Source organism: Burkholderia sp. Bmkn7 (assembly GCF_041103175.1).
GTDB lineage: Bacteria > Pseudomonadota > Gammaproteobacteria > Burkholderiales > Burkholderiaceae > Burkholderia > Burkholderia cepacia.
This window is the reverse complement of record NZ_JBGCUH010000001.1, coordinates 1-15,173: the sequence shown is the minus strand read 5'-3', so window position 1 is coordinate 15,173 and position 15,173 is coordinate 1. Positions and strand designations below refer to the sequence as shown.

The window sequence follows — 15,173 nt, the reverse complement described above, 5'->3', positions numbered from 1 at the left end:
TCAGGCCCGCAGCCAGGGCAGTTGCGCGGCGCTGTAGCGGAACGTCTGGAACACGCTGTTGAGCTGGCCAGGCCCGGTCTTGCGCGCGGCTTCGTCCGGGTATTCGGCGAACCACGGAATCACGTATTCCCAGACGACCTCGCCGGCGGGCGTCACTTCGAACAGCCGGCCTGTCGACGATTCGGTGACGTGCGTGTTGCCGTTCGGCAAGCGCTGCGCGTTGCCCATGAACGGCGTGTAGAACAGGTTCACGACGTCGTCCGCATACGACCACACGACGCGCTGCGTCGCCGGATCGATCTCGACGACGCGCGAGAACACGACGTGCGCGCCGTGGCGGAAATTGCCGTTGTCGAACGCGAGGATGTTGCCGTTCGCGAGCGGCACCGGTGCGTGCTGGTGCGACACGACGTCGGGCCCGATCCGCAGGTCGACGCGGCCGGTTTCGCGGTTCACGCCGATGATGCCCGACGTCGTGCGCAGGCTCATCAGCACGCGGCCGTTCGCGTCGACAGCGAGGCCGTTGACGAGCGGCCAGTGATAGCGCCCGAAGCCCGCCGCGATCGGGAAATCCTCGGGTCGCAGGTGTTCGCGCGCACGCCATTCCCACACGATCTCTCCGGCCCGGTTCACTTCGCGGATCACGTCCGCATACATCACTTCGTCGTCGCCGTGCGGCGTGCCGCCCGGCACGCGCCGCGCGAACGCGGCGTCGACCGGTTCGCACGCGGCGTACAGCAGGTTGCCGTTCGGCAGCCACTGCGCGTCGTGATGATGCGAGGGGTCCTCGTAGCGCCACACCGTTTCGCCTTGCGGCGTGACTTCGTAGAAGTCGCCGCCATGCCACATCGACCACGGTGCGTAGCGCGATTCGGAGTGCGGATGATTGCCGTTGTAGCCGAGGTTGCCGTTCGCGAGGATGACCGCATGGCGGCCGGGGCGCACGGGCATCTTCCACTGATGCGCGACTTCACCGTCGATGCCGACGAGATAGACGTTGCCGTCGGCCGTTTGCGGCGCGATGAGCGTATAGCCGCCCGCGGACAGTGCGGGATCGTGGGCGATGAGGCCGACGCCACGGCGGCGCTGGGTAATCTGGTCGACGGTTGTCACTGCACGCTCCATTCGAATCGGACACGGGGATGCAGCGCAATCTAGACGATCCGGGCGATCAGTAAAATCGGATTATTCTTGACGGCCTGTTCGGAAAAAACTAACGGATCACTCATGCGTTCGATATCGCAGGCATTCCGCTGTTTCGACGAAGTCGCGCGACGCGGCTCGATTCGCAAGGCGGCCGACGCGCTGCACCTGACCGCCGCGGCGGTGCACCAGCAGATCCGCAATCTCGAGGAGCAGGTCGGCGTGCCGCTGTTCGACCGGCTGCCGCGCGGCATGCAGCTGACGCTTGCTGGCGAGATCGTGATCGCGGCCGTGCGGCGCGGTCAGCGCGACTTCGACAACGCGCTCACGCAGGTCGAGGACCTGCGCGCGCTGCGGCGTGGCCACGTGAACCTGGCGGTGCCCGCATCGACCGCGGAAAAGCTCGTGCCCGACGCGATCCTCGCCGCGATGCAGCGCTATCCGGGCGTCACGTACAGCGTGCGCTCGGGAAACGGCGAGAGCATCGTGCGCTGGGTCGAGACGGGCGAGGCCGACATCGGCTATGCGTTGCGCCGGCGCACGTCGGCGGGCGTCGTCGAGGTGCGGGCGTTCGCCCAGCCGCTGGGTGTCGTCACGGCGCCCGGCCATCCGCTCGCGGCGTCAGGCGGCAAGGTGCGGATGCGCGACTGCTTCGCGTATCCGCTGATCCTGATGACACCCGACACGGAACTGCGTGCGATGTTCGACCAATTCGATGCACGGCAGCCGCGCAGCGTGCGGCCGCTGGTCGAGACGGGTTCGGTGCCGATGGTGCGGCGCCTCGCGGCCGAAGGCGCGGGCGTCGGCTTCCTGATCGCCGAGAACGTCGTGGACGACGTGGCTGCCGGCCGGCTCGCGTGGACGCCGCTTGCCGATGCGGGCGCGCGCTCGTTCAGCTGCATCTACCAACGGGCAGACATGAGCGCGACTGTCGCCATGACGATGTTCCTCGAGTTCTTCTCCGATGCGATCGAAGCGATGGAACACGGTTTCGCGCAGGACGGCCGGACGGCCGGCAAGCGCCGCCGGGCAGCGCGATAACGACAGCGGCCACGCGAGCGCATCGCACTGCGATGCAGTGCAACACGCGTACCCGCGCGCGTGCGGTCGTGACGTTGTGCGTGCAACGTCCGGCGGCATTACTTCATTCCCTTATTGCGGAAAAAAATTTGTTCATGGGACTATCGAACGCGTTGTCGGCGCACCGAGGGGGGCGCAGGCAGCGTGATGTCCTTCGCAATGACTGACAAGAACATCGGCAGACAATGAACAGAACAGCGATCTTTCCGTATGCGTCCGCGTTGCTCGCGGCCGCCATGATGACGGCCTGCGGCGGCAACGACATCGAAACCGACGCGGGCGCCACGACGACACCCACGGCCGACACGAGTTGTCTCGCAATCGACAACAGCGGCTCGACTGTCGTGGTCGGGTCGAACCAGCCGGGCGACCCGTCACTGCCGGAGGCGTCGTCCGGTTATCGCACCGGGATGAAGCCCGTTTATGCGAAAACGTATCTGGTCGCCACGTCGAACGCCTACGCGAGCGCGGCCGGTTGCGCGGTGCTGAAGAAAGGCGGCACGGCCGCCGACGCGGCGGTCGCCGTGCAGGCCGTGCTCGGGCTGACCGTGCCCGAAGCGACGGGCCTCGGCTCGGGCGGTGTGCTGCTCTACTACGATGCGCGGGGCAAGACGCTGCAGGCGTATGACGGCCGGGAAACCGCGCCGGCCGCCGCGACGGAAAACTACCTGCGCTATGTCGACGATGCGACCGACCACTCCGTGCCGCTGCCGAATGCGCGTGCGAGCGGCCGCTCGATCGGCACGATCGGTGTGCCGAGGCTCATCGAGGCGCTGCAGCAGGATCACGGCCGGCTGCCATGGCAGAACCTGTTCGGCGATGCGATCACGCTCGCGACCAACGGCTTCCCGATCGGTGGCCGGCTCGCCGACGCGATCGCGGCGAACGCCGCGAACCTGAAGCGCGACCCCGAGGCCGCCGCGTATTTCCTGAACGCTGACGGTTCGCCGAAGACGCTCGGCACCGTGCTGAAGAATCCGGCGTATGCGCGCACGCTGACGCTGATGGCGCAGTCGGGTGCGAACGCGCTGTACACGGGGCAGATCGCGCAGGACATCGTCGCGAAGATCGCCACGACGAAGGGCGCCGATGGCTCGACGCTCACGCCGGGCAAGACGACCGTCGCGGATCTGGCCGCCTACCAGGCGAAGCGCCGCGACCCGGTGTGCACGACCTATCGCAGCTACTGGGTGTGCGGGATGCCGCCGCCGTCGTCGGGCGGCATCGCGGTCGCGTCGGCACTCGGCATTCTCGAGAACTACGACCTGAAATCGCTGAAGCCGACGGCGATCGATCTCGAAGGCGGCAAGCCGACCGTCGCGGGCGTGCACCTGATCACCGAGGCCGAGCGGCTCGCGTATGCCGACCGCGACAAGTACGTGGCCGACACGGATTTCGTGCCGCTGCCGGGCGGCACGTGGAATACGCTGCTGAACAAGCCGTACCTGAAATCGCGCGCGGCGCTGATCGACCCGGCCAAGAGCATGGGGACCGCGCAGCCGGGCAATCTCGGTGCGGTGCCGCTCGGGGTCGACACGACGTTGATCGAGCACGGCACGAACCAGTTCACGATCGTCGACGGCGACGGCAACGTGCTGAGCGCGACGACCACGGTCGAGTCGAGCATGGGTTCGTTCCACATGACCAACGGCTTCCTGCTGAACAACCAGTTGACCGATTTTTCCGCGAACCCGGTCGACAGTTCGGGCAATCCGGTGGCCAACCGCCTGCAGCCGGGCAAGCGTCCGCGCAGCTCGATGGCGCCGACGATCGTGTTCGGTCAGGCCGCGGACGGCTCGCGCGGGGACTTCGTGATGGCGACCGGTTCACCGGGCGGCGGCACGATTCCGCAATACGTGGTCAAGACGCTCGTCGGCGCGCTCGACTGGGGCCTCGATGCGCAGCAGTCCGCGGGGCTCGTGGACTTCGGCGCGAGCAACAGCCCGACGACCACGATCGGCGGCGAGCATCCGAACGTCAACACGGCGAACAACGGGGCGAACGATCCGCTGATCACGGGGCTGCTCGCGCTCGGGCACAAGGTGTCGACGTCCGCGCAGGCGAGCGGCGTCAACACGGTGATGCGCGTGACGGTCGGCCAGTCGCCCGCGTTGCAGGGCGGCACCGATCCGCGGCGTGAAGGCGTCGTGCTCGGCGATACGTTCCGGCCATAATCGGGCGGTACGCGCGCGGCCCCGATGTGCCCGTATTGGCCGATGGGCGATCGGGGCCGTGCATCGTGAAGGAGCCGCAATGATGCATGCGCATCTGCTTGAAATGGACGCCATCCTGTCGGCGCCGGGCTTTTTCGATTTCCTCGCCGACCTGGATTGCGACCGCGCGCTGGACAGTCGCGACGCCGAGCCGTTCGACGCGCAGTGGATGGCGTCGTTCGACGAAATCGACGGTGATCCAGGCGCAGCGCTCGACCGGCCGGCCGTGGATGCGCTGAGGGAAAAGGCGTTCAAGCTCGCGTTCGGCGCGTCGGGGCATGCCGGCGTGCGTGTCCGACGACATCGAGCTGATCGCGAGGAGCCGGTTGTCAGGCCGTACCGACGGCTGGCCGACGAGCGTCCTTTGGAATGCTTATAGAAGCGGCCGGTTTCCCTGCTAGCCGTTTCCGGTCGCTTCCGGCCGTTTTGCCTGTCTGGTTCCGATCCGTGCGATCGGCCTCGGCTCCGTCGCGGAATGCGCCGCGCGACACGCCTCCAGCTTTTCCTCGTCCGCCGGACTACACCGTCCCGATCCCGTTGCAATCGCCCGATTGTCAAACTGTGTGAATCAATCGTCAGCATTTGCAACCGAAGTAACAGTCCCCGCAAATCAATCGTTTTGCACGATCGCGCCGCTACATTAGCTCCACCTGCCGCACGTCGCGGCGAGGCATGCGACAAGCCGCACGAAGGCGGCCCGCAGCAACAACGTCTTTGGGGAGAATGACCATGAACAAGATCCGTACGATTCTGGTGGGTGCTGCACTGACGGCAGTGGCGACTTCGGCTGCGTTCGCACAGACGGCGCAAACCGGCGCCCAGGGTTCCGCCGGTGTCGGCGCGCAGGTTCAGACGCCGCTGCTCGGCGGTGGCGTGGGTGTGCAGGCCGGCGCCGGCGCGAACGCGGCAGGCTCGGGTTCGGGCGCGGGTAACGTCGTCGGCGGCGCGCTGAACGGCGTCGGCAAGACGGTCGGCGGCGTGGGCTCGGCGGCCGGCAACGCGGTGGGCGGTGCGACGCATGCGGTCGGTTCGGCAGCGGGCACGGCGAAGGATGCCGCCGCATCGGCCGTCCACTCGACGAAATCGCACGTGAAGCATGTCGCGGGCACGGCGAAGAACCACGCGCAAGGCGCGGTGTCGACGGCAGGCGAAGTCGCCGGCGGCGCGAAGGCGAAGGCCGGTGAGGCGCTCGAAGGTGCGACGAACGCGGTGCAGGGCGGCGCATCGGTCGGTGTGAAGGGTTCGGCGTCCGCGCAAGGCGGCGCGCTGTAAGCGTCACGCTTCCCGTCAAGGCCCGGCCCGCTTCGATGCGGGCCGGGCTTTTCTATTGGCGCGCGCGGCGCGCCGTTCAACGCATCCTCGATACGGGGATGCGTCGACGTTCGCCACCGATCCGGCGCGCGACCCGTATGCACGCCTTTGCCTGGGGCCGCCGGCACGTGCCCGCAACGGGCGGTGTGCGCGCCCCCTGCCCATTGCCCGCCCGCCATGCTTAAATAGCGGGGCTCCCGATCGCCGGGCCGCCGGGATCGCGGTGCCGGCCGACACGGGCCAGCATGTCCGATCGACATCGTGACGACAGACGACACCAAAACGCCGTTCCGGCCAGTCCGGCGCGGCCCGATAACATTCCGAGGCCTCACGTCATGACCATCCTGTTCCGTCTTCTCGCGCTCGCCTGCGCGCTCTGGCTGGCCGCCTGCGCAGCGCCGCCCCCGCCGTCCGCCAGCACCGGCGCGTCCGCCGCCGCGCCGGATGCCAGCGAACGCCGCGGGCTCGGCACCGCATGGGGCGAGTCGGTGCGATCCGAAACCCGCCAGGTCGATTTCGAACGCGCGGATCCAACGAAGCCGACGGATCTCGCGTCGGTCTATTACAACGATGCGTTGCCCGGACATCCGCCCGCGTCCCAGGTACGCCGGTTGCCGACCCGCGTCGCGCTCGCCAACGGCGACATCGCGCTGTCGTTTACGGACGAAAATGGGGCGCCGCTGCGTCTTGCGCGCAGCAACGGCCGCTGGCACATGGCGGGCGTCGAAGGTTCGCGCTACATGATCGTGCTGCGCAACCAGGGGCGCCGTACGTTCGAAGTCGTGTCGACCGTCGACGGGCTCGACGTGCTGTCGGGGCGGCCGGGCAGCTACACGAATGGCGGTTACGTGCTGTATCCGGGCCGCACGCTGACGATCGAGGGCTTCCGCAAGAGCCGCGACGAAGTCGCCGCGTTCCGCTTCGCGGCGGTGCCCGACAGCTACGTCGCGAACTCGAAGTACGGCGATTCGGCAAACGTCGGCGTGATCGGCGTCGCGCTGTTTGCGCAGAAGGAGAATGAAGAGGAAGCGCTGCGCCGCAACGCGAATCCGTTCCCCGGCAATGACAACGGCTATGCTCCGCCGCCGGTGCCGCGCGGCGAGTGACGTTGCGTCGTGGATCGGCCGCGCGCGTCGCGGCGAACGATGCGCGCGCGGCGATCCTGGGTCGCCGCGGCCCGAGCGGCATGCCGGCGCATGCGACGGACTTCACGACGATCCTGCGCGATTCTTGCGGCCACGGATCGGCCCGATGAGATCGTCGATTGCATTGAAGCTCGCGGCGCTGGCGCTGCTGGCCTCGAATGCTGCCGTTGCATTCGCCGAAACGCCGGCACCGGAATCGGTGCGGCTCGCCAACGGTCACGAGATCGAATGGGCGAGCCCGAGGCTGTTCGAGGTCGATGCGGCCCGCCACACGAAATCGGCACTGATCGTGCCGGCTGCGCTGCGCCGTGCATTGGCCGAGGCATCGAGCGTTGCGTTCCCGTCGGGCCGTTCGAAGCGGATCGACGGCAACGACTATCTGCTGGTCGTCGTCAATCGCTCGTCGAGCAGCCGTCCGACCGGATATTGCGGCGCGGGCGAAGAAGGGTCGCTATACGTGCTGGAACTGCGCGGCACCCGTGCGGTGCCACGTTTCTCGCTGCCGGTCCAAAGCTGTCTCGATTCCGTTTCTCTCGAAACCGACGGTGGAACTCAGTCGCCTTACCTGGCGATCGCGTGGCGCGACGATCCGGCCGCCATCGACATCCGGTGGGAATATGTCGCGCATGGCGGCGCGCTGCATCGCGTTTATCGTTTCGTGAACGGCACATTTGTCGAGACCGAGGTACCGCAGTAACACGGTCATCCCGTGGCACGATGGCGATGCGAATTCGCATCGCGTGCTTTCCTCCCTTCCGGCTCCACGGAGAGCGTCATGTCGTTACCCGCTTTCAGGTACCATCCCGACCCGCTGGCAACGGGCAGCGTGATCCGCTCCGACGCGCGCTGCGTGTGTTGCGGCGATGCACGTGGTTACGTCTACGCCGGCCCCGTGTATGCGGTCGACGAGTATGAGAATTGCATCTGCCCATGGTGCATCGCCGACGGTTCGGCACACGCGCGGCTCGGCGCAACCTTCACCGACACGGACGGCATCGGCGGCGGCGAATGGGACGAAGTGCCCGACGCGGTCGTCAGCGAAATCACTTGTCGCACGCCGGGCTTTCAGGGTTGGCAGCAGGAGCGGTGGTGGACGCATTGCGGCGATGCCGCGCAGTTCATCGGCCGTGCCGGTGCCGGAGAACTGCGCGCGCTCGGCCCGCAGGCAATCGCGTCGATTCGGGAATCGACCGGACTCGACGAGGGCGCGGAGTGGGAGCATTTCCTTGCCGCACTCGACAAGGACGGTTCACCGACCGCATATATGTTCCGCTGTATCCGTTGCGGCGAACCCGGCGGCTACCAGGATTGCGACTGATGGCCTGGCTCACGGCATCGCGCGGCGATCGCCGGCTTTATCGTCATGAAACAGAGGAATCTTCGTGAAGTTCATCCACGCGGCAGACATACACCTTGACAGCCCGTTGCACGGCCTGAGCGCGTATCCCGACGCGCCGGCCGCGCAGTTGCGCAACGCGTCGCGCGAGGCGCTGCGGCAACTCGTGGATCGTGCGATCGAAGAGGAAGTCGCGTTCCTCGTGATTGCCGGCGACCTGTACGACGGCGACTGGAAGGATCACAACACGGGCATCTTCTTCGGCCAGCAGATGGGGCGCCTGCGCAAGGCCGGCATCCGCGCGTTCGTGCTCGGCGGCAACCACGATGCCGAAAGCGAGATGACGAAGAAGCTGACGCTGCCCGACAACGTCACGGTGTTCGGCCACCGCAAGGCGGAAACCCACAAGCTGCCTGAATTCGAAGTCGCGCTGCACGGGCAGAGCTTCAAGGACAAGGCCGTCGTCGACAATCTCGCGATCGGCTATCCGGACCCGGTCCCCGGTTACTACAACATCGGCGTGCTGCATACGGCGCTCGAAGGCTATGCGGCGCACGCGAACTATGCGCCGTGCACGCTGGCCGAACTCCACGCGAAAGGCTACGACTACTGGGCGCTCGGCCACGTGCACGAATTCCAGCAATGGTCGGGGCCGTCCACCGTGGTGTTTCCCGGCAACCTGCAGGGGCGCCATATCCGCGAGACGGGCCGCCGCGGCGCGGTGCTCGTGACGGTCGAGCAAGGCCGCACGCAGGTCGAGCGTCTGTATCTCGACGTGCTGCGCTGGGAAGCCGTGTCGGTCGACGCGTCCGATTGCCTGACCGTCGCCGACCTGTCGAGAAAGATCGGCCAGTCGCTGGAAGCGCTGCTGACCGTCGACGGCCATGTGCCGCGCGCGGTGCGCGTGACGGTTGCGGGGCGTACGCCCGCCCACGGCCTCTTTTTCGGCCGCGCGCCGCAGTTGCGCGCGGAGGTGCTGAACCAGATCGGCATCATCGGCAACGAGCGGCTGTGGCTCGAGAAGGTCCGGCTCGCGACGTCCGCGGCCGATCATCAGCCGGGCGAAAGCGAGCAGCTCGAAGCGCTCGAGGACCTGAAGCAGATCCTGGCCGACGCCGCGCGCGATCCGGATTTCCTCGAGTTGCTCGAACGCGACCTGAAGCCGTTCGTCGGTAAGGTGCGCAGCGACGTGAAGGAAGAGGTGCCGTTGTTGGCGATGGCACGCGCGGGCGAGTTCACGGCACTCGTCGAGCAGGTCGGGCCCGCGTTGCTTGCGCGGCTGGCGAGGGGGGAGTAAGCGATGCGGATCAACCAGCTCGATCTGATCAAGTACGGCAAGTTCACCGACGAGACGTTGCGTTTCCCGTCGGCCGGCGAGGATTTCCATGTGATCGTGGGGCCGAACGAGGCCGGCAAGTCGACGATCCGCACGGCCGTGTCGGAACTGCTGTTCGGGATGAAGCTGCAGACGCCCCTCGATTTCCTGCACAGCACACCGGAACTGCGGATCGGCGGCGTGCTGGAGAGCGGCACGGGCGAACTCGCGTTCCACCGCGCCCGTGGGCGCAGTCCGCTGCGCACGCCCGCCGACGACAGGTTGCCCGACGATTACCTGGCCGCCGTTCTCGACGGCGCCACGCGCGAGTTCTTCGAGCAGATGTTCGGGCTCGATCACGGGCGTCTGGTCGCCGGCGGCCGGAGCATTCTCGACGCATCCGACAAGCTCGGCCAGGTGCTGTTCGAATCGGCCGCCGGCGTCGGCAGTCTCGGGCCGGTGCGCGAGGAGCTCGATGCGCGTGCGGTCGAGCTGTGGGCGCCGCGTCGCAGCGGCAGTGCGTTTGCGCTCGCCGAAACGTCGTTCAACGAAGCCGTGACCGAACTGAAGACGGTTCAGGTGCGCACGCGCGACTGGGTCGAACGCAAGGACGCGCGCGAAGCGGTCGAACAGCAGATCGAGCAGGCGCGCGCGGAACAGCGCCGGCTCGAAGCGCTGCGCTCGAAGCTCGAGCGCGTGCGACGGCTGGCGCCGTACCTCAAGGAGCTGACGGTCAAGGACGCGGCGCTCGCGGAACTGGGCGCGGTCGTCGAGTTGCCGCCCACCGCGTATGCGGATCTGTTGAAGGCGCAGGGCGATCTCGCGGCCGAACAGAAGGTGCTCGAGGAACGGCGTGCCGACCTGCTCGCGAAACGGCAGGCGCGCGAGGCGATCGACGCCGACGCTGACACGCTGGCGCTCGAAGCCGACATCGAGGCGCTCGATCGGCTGCGCGGCGCGTGCATGAATCACGCGCAGGATCTGGTGCTGCTGGGTGCGGACGTCGAGCGGCACCTGTCCGCCGCGTTCGCCGCGGCCGCCCAGCTCGATTGGCCGACGGACGAAGCGTCGCTGCGTGCGTCGCTGCCGACGGCGCTGTCGCTGAAGACCGTGGCCAACCTGTTGCGCGAACACGGCGCGCTGCACCAGGCGCTGGCCGGCGCGCGCGAATCGCTCGACGAACGCACGCGCGAGCTTGCACAGGTGCAGGAACAACAGGCGCGCCTGTCGACCGTCGATGTGCCGGAAACGCTGCGCGCGGCGCTGGCCGATGCGCAGGGCTTTCGCAACAGCGGCCAGCGCGAGCAGGCGCTCGAACAGGAAATCGCTGCTGCCGAACGCACACTGTCCGGCGCACTCGATGCGCTCGGCCGGTGGCGCATGCCGGTCGACACGCTGCGCGCGCTCGACGTGCCGTCGGTGGCACGGCTCGGTGCGCTGCTGAAGGAAGACAGCGAACGCGCGAGCGCGGCCGCTGCCGCACGCGACGCACGGGACGGCGCGCTCGAAGAGCTCGAGCGGCTCGAACTGCAGGAGAAGCACTTCGCGGAGAACCACAAGGTCGTCACGACCGCCGACGTGCTGGCAGCGCGTGCGCGGCGCGACGGCGCGTGGGGCGATATCCGCAGCGGCGCGACCGATCTCGCGACGGGCGCGCCCGCGCTCGACGATGCAATTCGCCTTGCGGACGAACTCGTCGACGCGCAGTTGGGCGCGACGCAGGCAGCGGCGACGTTGCAGTCGCTGCGTCAGCAGGTCGAATCCGCGCGTGCGGGCGTGGCGCGCAGGCAGGCCGCGCTGGACGAGCGCGAGCGTGAGCTCGCCGCGCATCGCGACGCATGGGCCGCGCTCGCGACGACGGCCGCGGTGCCCGGGATGCCGCTGGCGGCGATGGGTGACTGGCTGGCGAAGCGCGACACGGTGTTCGCCGCGCAGGCCGATCTCGATCGCCAGCGTCGCGAATTCGACACGATTCGCGCCGCGCGGGCCGGTGCCGAAGCCGCGTTGCGCGCGGCGCTGCGTACCGTGTCGCGAGGCAGCGAGTCGGACGGTCTGGCGGCACTCGTCGCGACCGCCGAGGCTTTCGTACAGTCGGCCGAGAAAGCGCTCGCGCAGCAGGACAGTCTCGAGGAGCGCGCGCGGGAAGCCGAACGCGGATGCGCGACGGCGCAATCGCGGGCCGGCCACGCGCAGGCGGCCTACGACGCGTGGCACGCGCAATGGCGCGACGCGCTGGCTGACGCGAAGCTTTCCACGAGCGCGGCGACGCTGGCCGCGGCGGAAGGTGCGCTCGCGCTTGCCAACGCCGTGACGGCCGAACTGGCCGATGCCGACGCGCCGCGCAACCGGATCGTCGCGATCCGTGCGGAACTGGCCGCGCTCGAGGCGGGCGCAAGGCGGCTTGCCGCGGCACTCGCGCCGGAATGGCTGACGAGCGGCGACTGGCCGGACGTCGCGCGCCGGCTGACGATGCGCCTCGCCGCCGCCAGGGAAATCGCGCGTGCGATCGATCGGGCCGACGAGGCCGTGCGGCAGGCCGACGGCAAGGTCGCGGATGCCGCCGCCGCGGTGGCCGGTGCCGAGGCACGCGTCCAGCCGCTGCTGCAACTGGCCGGTGTCGTGTCGATCGATGCCGCGCTGCCGCTGGCCGAACGCTCGGACCGGCAGCGCCAGCTCCGGCAGGCGGTCGATGCCGCGCACGAGGCACTGGTGCGCGACGGCGACGGCCTGTCGCGCTCCGCCGTCGAAGCCGAGGTCGCGGAGCAGGACATCGCCGACGTACCTGCGCACCTCGAAGCGGTGAAGCAATCGCTCGCCGATGTCGGCAAGCGGCTCAACGAGCTTTCACAGCAGCAGGTCGTGGCCGATCAGGCGTTCGGCGCGATCGACGGCCAGGCGAGCGCGGCCGTTGCCGAGTCGAAACGGCAGGAAGCGCTGGCGGCGATGGGCGATGCAGCCGAACAGTACCTGGAAGCGGCCACCGCAAGCCGGTTGCTGAAGTGGGCGACGGATCGCTATCGCGACCAGAAGCAGGGGCCGATGCTCAGGCGCGCGGGCGAAATCTTTGCCGGGCTCACGCTCGGCGAATTCTCGCGGCTGACCGTCGATACCGAACGGACGCCGCCCGCCCTGTATGCACGGCGGACGAAGGGCGCATCGGTCGAGGTCGCCGGGTTGAGCGAAGGCACGCGTGACCAGTTGTTTCTCGCGCTGCGGATCGCGGCACTGGAACTGCAGCTCGGCAGCCGGACCGCGCTGCCGTTCGTGGCCGACGACCTGTTCATCAACTTCGACGACGCGCGCGCGAAGGCCGGCCTCGACGCACTGCGCGATCTGTCGACGCGAACCCAGGTGCTGTTCCTGACGCACCACGACCACCTGCTGCCGCTCGTGCGGGACGTATTCGGTGCGCAGGTCAACGTGGTCGAGCTGCAGCGCGCGCCGGTGAGCGCGTGATGCGGGGTGTGCCGGGATGCCGGCGCACGGGCGCGGTCATCGCGTGCAGGTAGTATGTGCGGTTCCGAAATGCGCGCGGCCGGTTCTGCCGGTCGCGGGTCTGGCCATACGAGGGGGGAATATGAAAAAGCTGGTAGCTGCCATCGCGTTCGCGGCGGACAAGCATCGCAATCAGCGGCGCAAGGACGAGGAAGCGTCACCGTACATCAATCATCCGATCGCGCTCGCCGACGTGCTGGCCAACGAGGCCGGCGTCGAGGACGAGCGGGTGATCGTCGCCGCCGTGCTGCACGACACGGTCGAGGATACGGAGACGACCGAGCAGGAGTTGCTGCGGCTGTTCGGTAAGGACGTGGCGGACATCGTGATGGAAGTCACCGACGACAAGTCGTTGCCGAAGGAAGAGCGCAAACGCCTGCAGGTCGAGCATGCGGCGACCATCAGCCGGCGCGCGAAGCTCGTGAAGCTGGCCGACAAGATCTGCAACCTGCGCGACATCGCGCGGCATCCGCCCGCGGACTGGCCGCTCGAGCGCAAGCAGGCGTACTTCGACTGGGCGAAGTCGGTCGTCGACCCGATGCGCGGCGTGCATCCCGGTCTCGAAGCGATCTTCGACACCGCCTACGACGCACGGCCGGCGGACTGAGGCGCCCGCATGCGATCGGCCCGATCCGCTGGATCCGCGCGGCAATCGCTGGCCGTGGCGGGTGTCGATGTGGGTGGCGAAAAGAAGCAATGCGATCTCGTGATCCTGCGCGGACCAACGGTCGTTTGCTGCGAGGAACGGATCGCGCCCGAGGCGGTGCCTGCGCTGTGTCTCGCCCATGACGTCGTGGCCGTCGGTGTCGACGCACCGAGCGGGTGGTGGGCAGGGAGCGGGCGCCGGGCGGCGGAACAGGCGCTCGCGCGCGAACGGATCTCATGCTTTCCGACGCCGTCACGGGAGCAGGCGGTTGCGAGCACGTCAGGCTTCTTCGACTGGATGTTCACGGGAGAGCGTGTCTACCGCGCACTCGCGGACGCCTATCCGCTGCTGACCGGCGCGCGCTATGCGGGCGGGCGAGCGAGCTTCGAAACCTATCCTTATGCGATCACCTGCGCAATGCTGGGCAAGACTGTTGCGTCGGCGAAGCAGAAACGCAACCAGCGCCGGCAGTTGCTGGAGCGACTGGGGATCGACGTGTCGACGCTGAAGTCCGTCGATGCGCGAGACGCGACCCTGTGCGCGTTGACCGCGCAATACGTCATCGACGGGAATGCGCACGCGTATGGCGATACGGAGGGCGGATATATCCGCGTGCCGATCGTGAACGAGACGATCGCTCTCGACTCACCGTAGTCGTGTCGCGCGGCCCGGGCGAGGCGCGTAACAAAAAGGTGAGCTTTTTCGGGAGGGGCGCGGCCGGTGTGCCGGCGAAGGTGTCAGGCTGCGATTGCCGGCCGGCAAGCATCGGAATGGCTGGCGCACACGGCGTTAGGCCGGTGCGCTACGCGATCCCGGGCTGCGTTATTCAATCCTCGAGGATGGCTTTCGGCACGCTGGACAGGTCGCAGGCTTGCGCCTGTTCGAAGTAGCCTTCGGCGTCGTCGATCATCACGACTGCGACGTCGATCAGTTCGTCGAGCCGTTGCAGCAGCGATTCGCGCCACTCGATGTCTTCGTCACGCTCGGGCGTCTTGTCCAACTGCTCGATGATCGAGTCGGCAGTCTGCAGGAAGGGAATCGCCTGTTGATAATTTTCGATCGAGACCATTGCCGCGTTGCGCGCGCCGACGAGCCGCTCGCGGTGCTCGTCTGCCAGTTCGGATTCGCCACTGATGCGCGGCAATACATCCGAGATGCGTTGCAGAAGCGGCGGAGCCTGTTCTTCCAGGATGATGGCGCGCTCGCGGAGCGCTGCATATTCGTCGCGAAGGTCGGCGTCGCCGGATTGAGTCGTGCTGTCCATCGTGGATATGAGTGCGTGGTTCGGTCGCGGCATGATACTCGACAGCACCGGATTCCTTGCCCGTTCCGCGTCCGTATATATAGAGGGACGTGAGGCATACGTCACACCAATAGAGGGTTGATCGCGTGGCGACGCGCGGCTCGTCGTGACGCCAGCCCTCGTGCGCGCCAGCGCACGAGGGCTTTCTCAAAATATTTTCACAAAGGGCTTGCGTGGATGGGGGGC

At 67.8% G+C, this 15,173-nt stretch carries 13 protein-coding genes; 11 read left to right on the top strand and 2 right to left on the bottom strand.

What is annotated here, in order from left to right:
- The gene (locus tag AB3K92_RS00065) at positions 1 to 1,125 is read right to left on the bottom strand and encodes an aryl-sulfate sulfotransferase (RefSeq protein ID WP_042976728.1); all 1,125 of its coding nucleotides are present in this window, start codon (positions 1,123 to 1,125) and stop codon (positions 1 to 3) included.
- 102 nt (positions 1,126 to 1,227) lie between these two features.
- Here AB3K92_RS00065 and AB3K92_RS00060 point away from each other — a divergent pair, with 102 nt between their 5' ends.
- The 11 genes from AB3K92_RS00060 (at position 1,228) to AB3K92_RS00010 (ending at position 14,338) form a co-directional block, all read left to right on the top strand.
- Positions 1,228 to 2,184, top strand: coding sequence for a LysR family transcriptional regulator (locus tag AB3K92_RS00060; RefSeq protein WP_021161975.1), 957 nt, complete (start codon positions 1,228 to 1,230; stop codon positions 2,182 to 2,184).
- A gap of 224 nt (positions 2,185 to 2,408) precedes the next feature.
- Positions 2,409 to 4,397 carry a gamma-glutamyltransferase family protein gene (locus AB3K92_RS00055; protein ID WP_369464292.1) on the top strand — a complete coding sequence of 663 codons (1,989 nt, stop codon included), beginning with the start codon at positions 2,409 to 2,411 and terminating at the stop codon, positions 4,395 to 4,397.
- 79 nt (positions 4,398 to 4,476) lie between these two features.
- Positions 4,477 to 4,815: a hypothetical protein gene (locus tag AB3K92_RS00050; protein WP_257009004.1), complete on the top strand. Its 339-nt coding sequence runs from the start codon at positions 4,477 to 4,479 to the stop codon at positions 4,813 to 4,815.
- A gap of 350 nt (positions 4,816 to 5,165) precedes the next feature.
- Positions 5,166 to 5,708, top strand: coding sequence for a hypothetical protein (locus tag AB3K92_RS00045; protein ID WP_021161973.1), 543 nt, complete (start codon positions 5,166 to 5,168; stop codon positions 5,706 to 5,708).
- Positions 5,709 to 6,082: 374 nt separating this feature from the next.
- Complete coding sequence (locus AB3K92_RS00040; protein ID WP_369464291.1) at positions 6,083 to 6,853, top strand: hypothetical protein; 771 nt, start codon at positions 6,083 to 6,085, stop codon at positions 6,851 to 6,853.
- Positions 6,854 to 6,998: 145 nt separating this feature from the next.
- Positions 6,999 to 7,589, top strand: coding sequence for a hypothetical protein (locus AB3K92_RS00035; RefSeq protein ID WP_021161970.1), 591 nt, complete (start codon positions 6,999 to 7,001; stop codon positions 7,587 to 7,589).
- A 78-nt stretch (positions 7,590 to 7,667) separates the two neighbouring features.
- The gene (locus AB3K92_RS00030; RefSeq protein WP_042976725.1) at positions 7,668 to 8,210 is read left to right on the top strand and encodes a CbrC family protein; all 543 of its coding nucleotides are present in this window, start codon (positions 7,668 to 7,670) and stop codon (positions 8,208 to 8,210) included.
- Between the two features lie 64 nt (positions 8,211 to 8,274).
- On the top strand, positions 8,275 to 9,525 hold the full coding sequence (locus tag AB3K92_RS00025) for a DNA repair exonuclease (RefSeq protein WP_048028198.1): 1,251 nt from the start codon (positions 8,275 to 8,277) through the stop codon (positions 9,523 to 9,525).
- Positions 9,526 to 9,528: 3 nt separating this feature from the next.
- Positions 9,529 to 12,999, top strand: coding sequence for an AAA family ATPase (locus AB3K92_RS00020; RefSeq protein WP_369464289.1), 3,471 nt, complete (start codon positions 9,529 to 9,531; stop codon positions 12,997 to 12,999).
- Between the two features lie 121 nt (positions 13,000 to 13,120).
- Positions 13,121 to 13,645, top strand: a complete 525-nt coding sequence (locus tag AB3K92_RS00015) for an HD domain-containing protein (RefSeq protein WP_043185438.1) — start codon at positions 13,121 to 13,123, stop codon at positions 13,643 to 13,645.
- 9 nt (positions 13,646 to 13,654) lie between these two features.
- Positions 13,655 to 14,338, top strand: coding sequence for a DUF429 domain-containing protein (locus tag AB3K92_RS00010; RefSeq protein ID WP_369464288.1), 684 nt, complete (start codon positions 13,655 to 13,657; stop codon positions 14,336 to 14,338).
- A 172-nt stretch (positions 14,339 to 14,510) separates the two neighbouring features.
- Here AB3K92_RS00010 and AB3K92_RS00005 read toward each other — a convergent pair whose 3' ends face one another.
- A complete protein-coding gene (locus tag AB3K92_RS00005; RefSeq protein ID WP_165582009.1) occupies positions 14,511 to 14,948 on the bottom strand; it encodes an ATPase in 438 nt (145 codons plus the stop codon).
- Between the last annotated feature and the right edge of the window lie 225 nt (positions 14,949 to 15,173).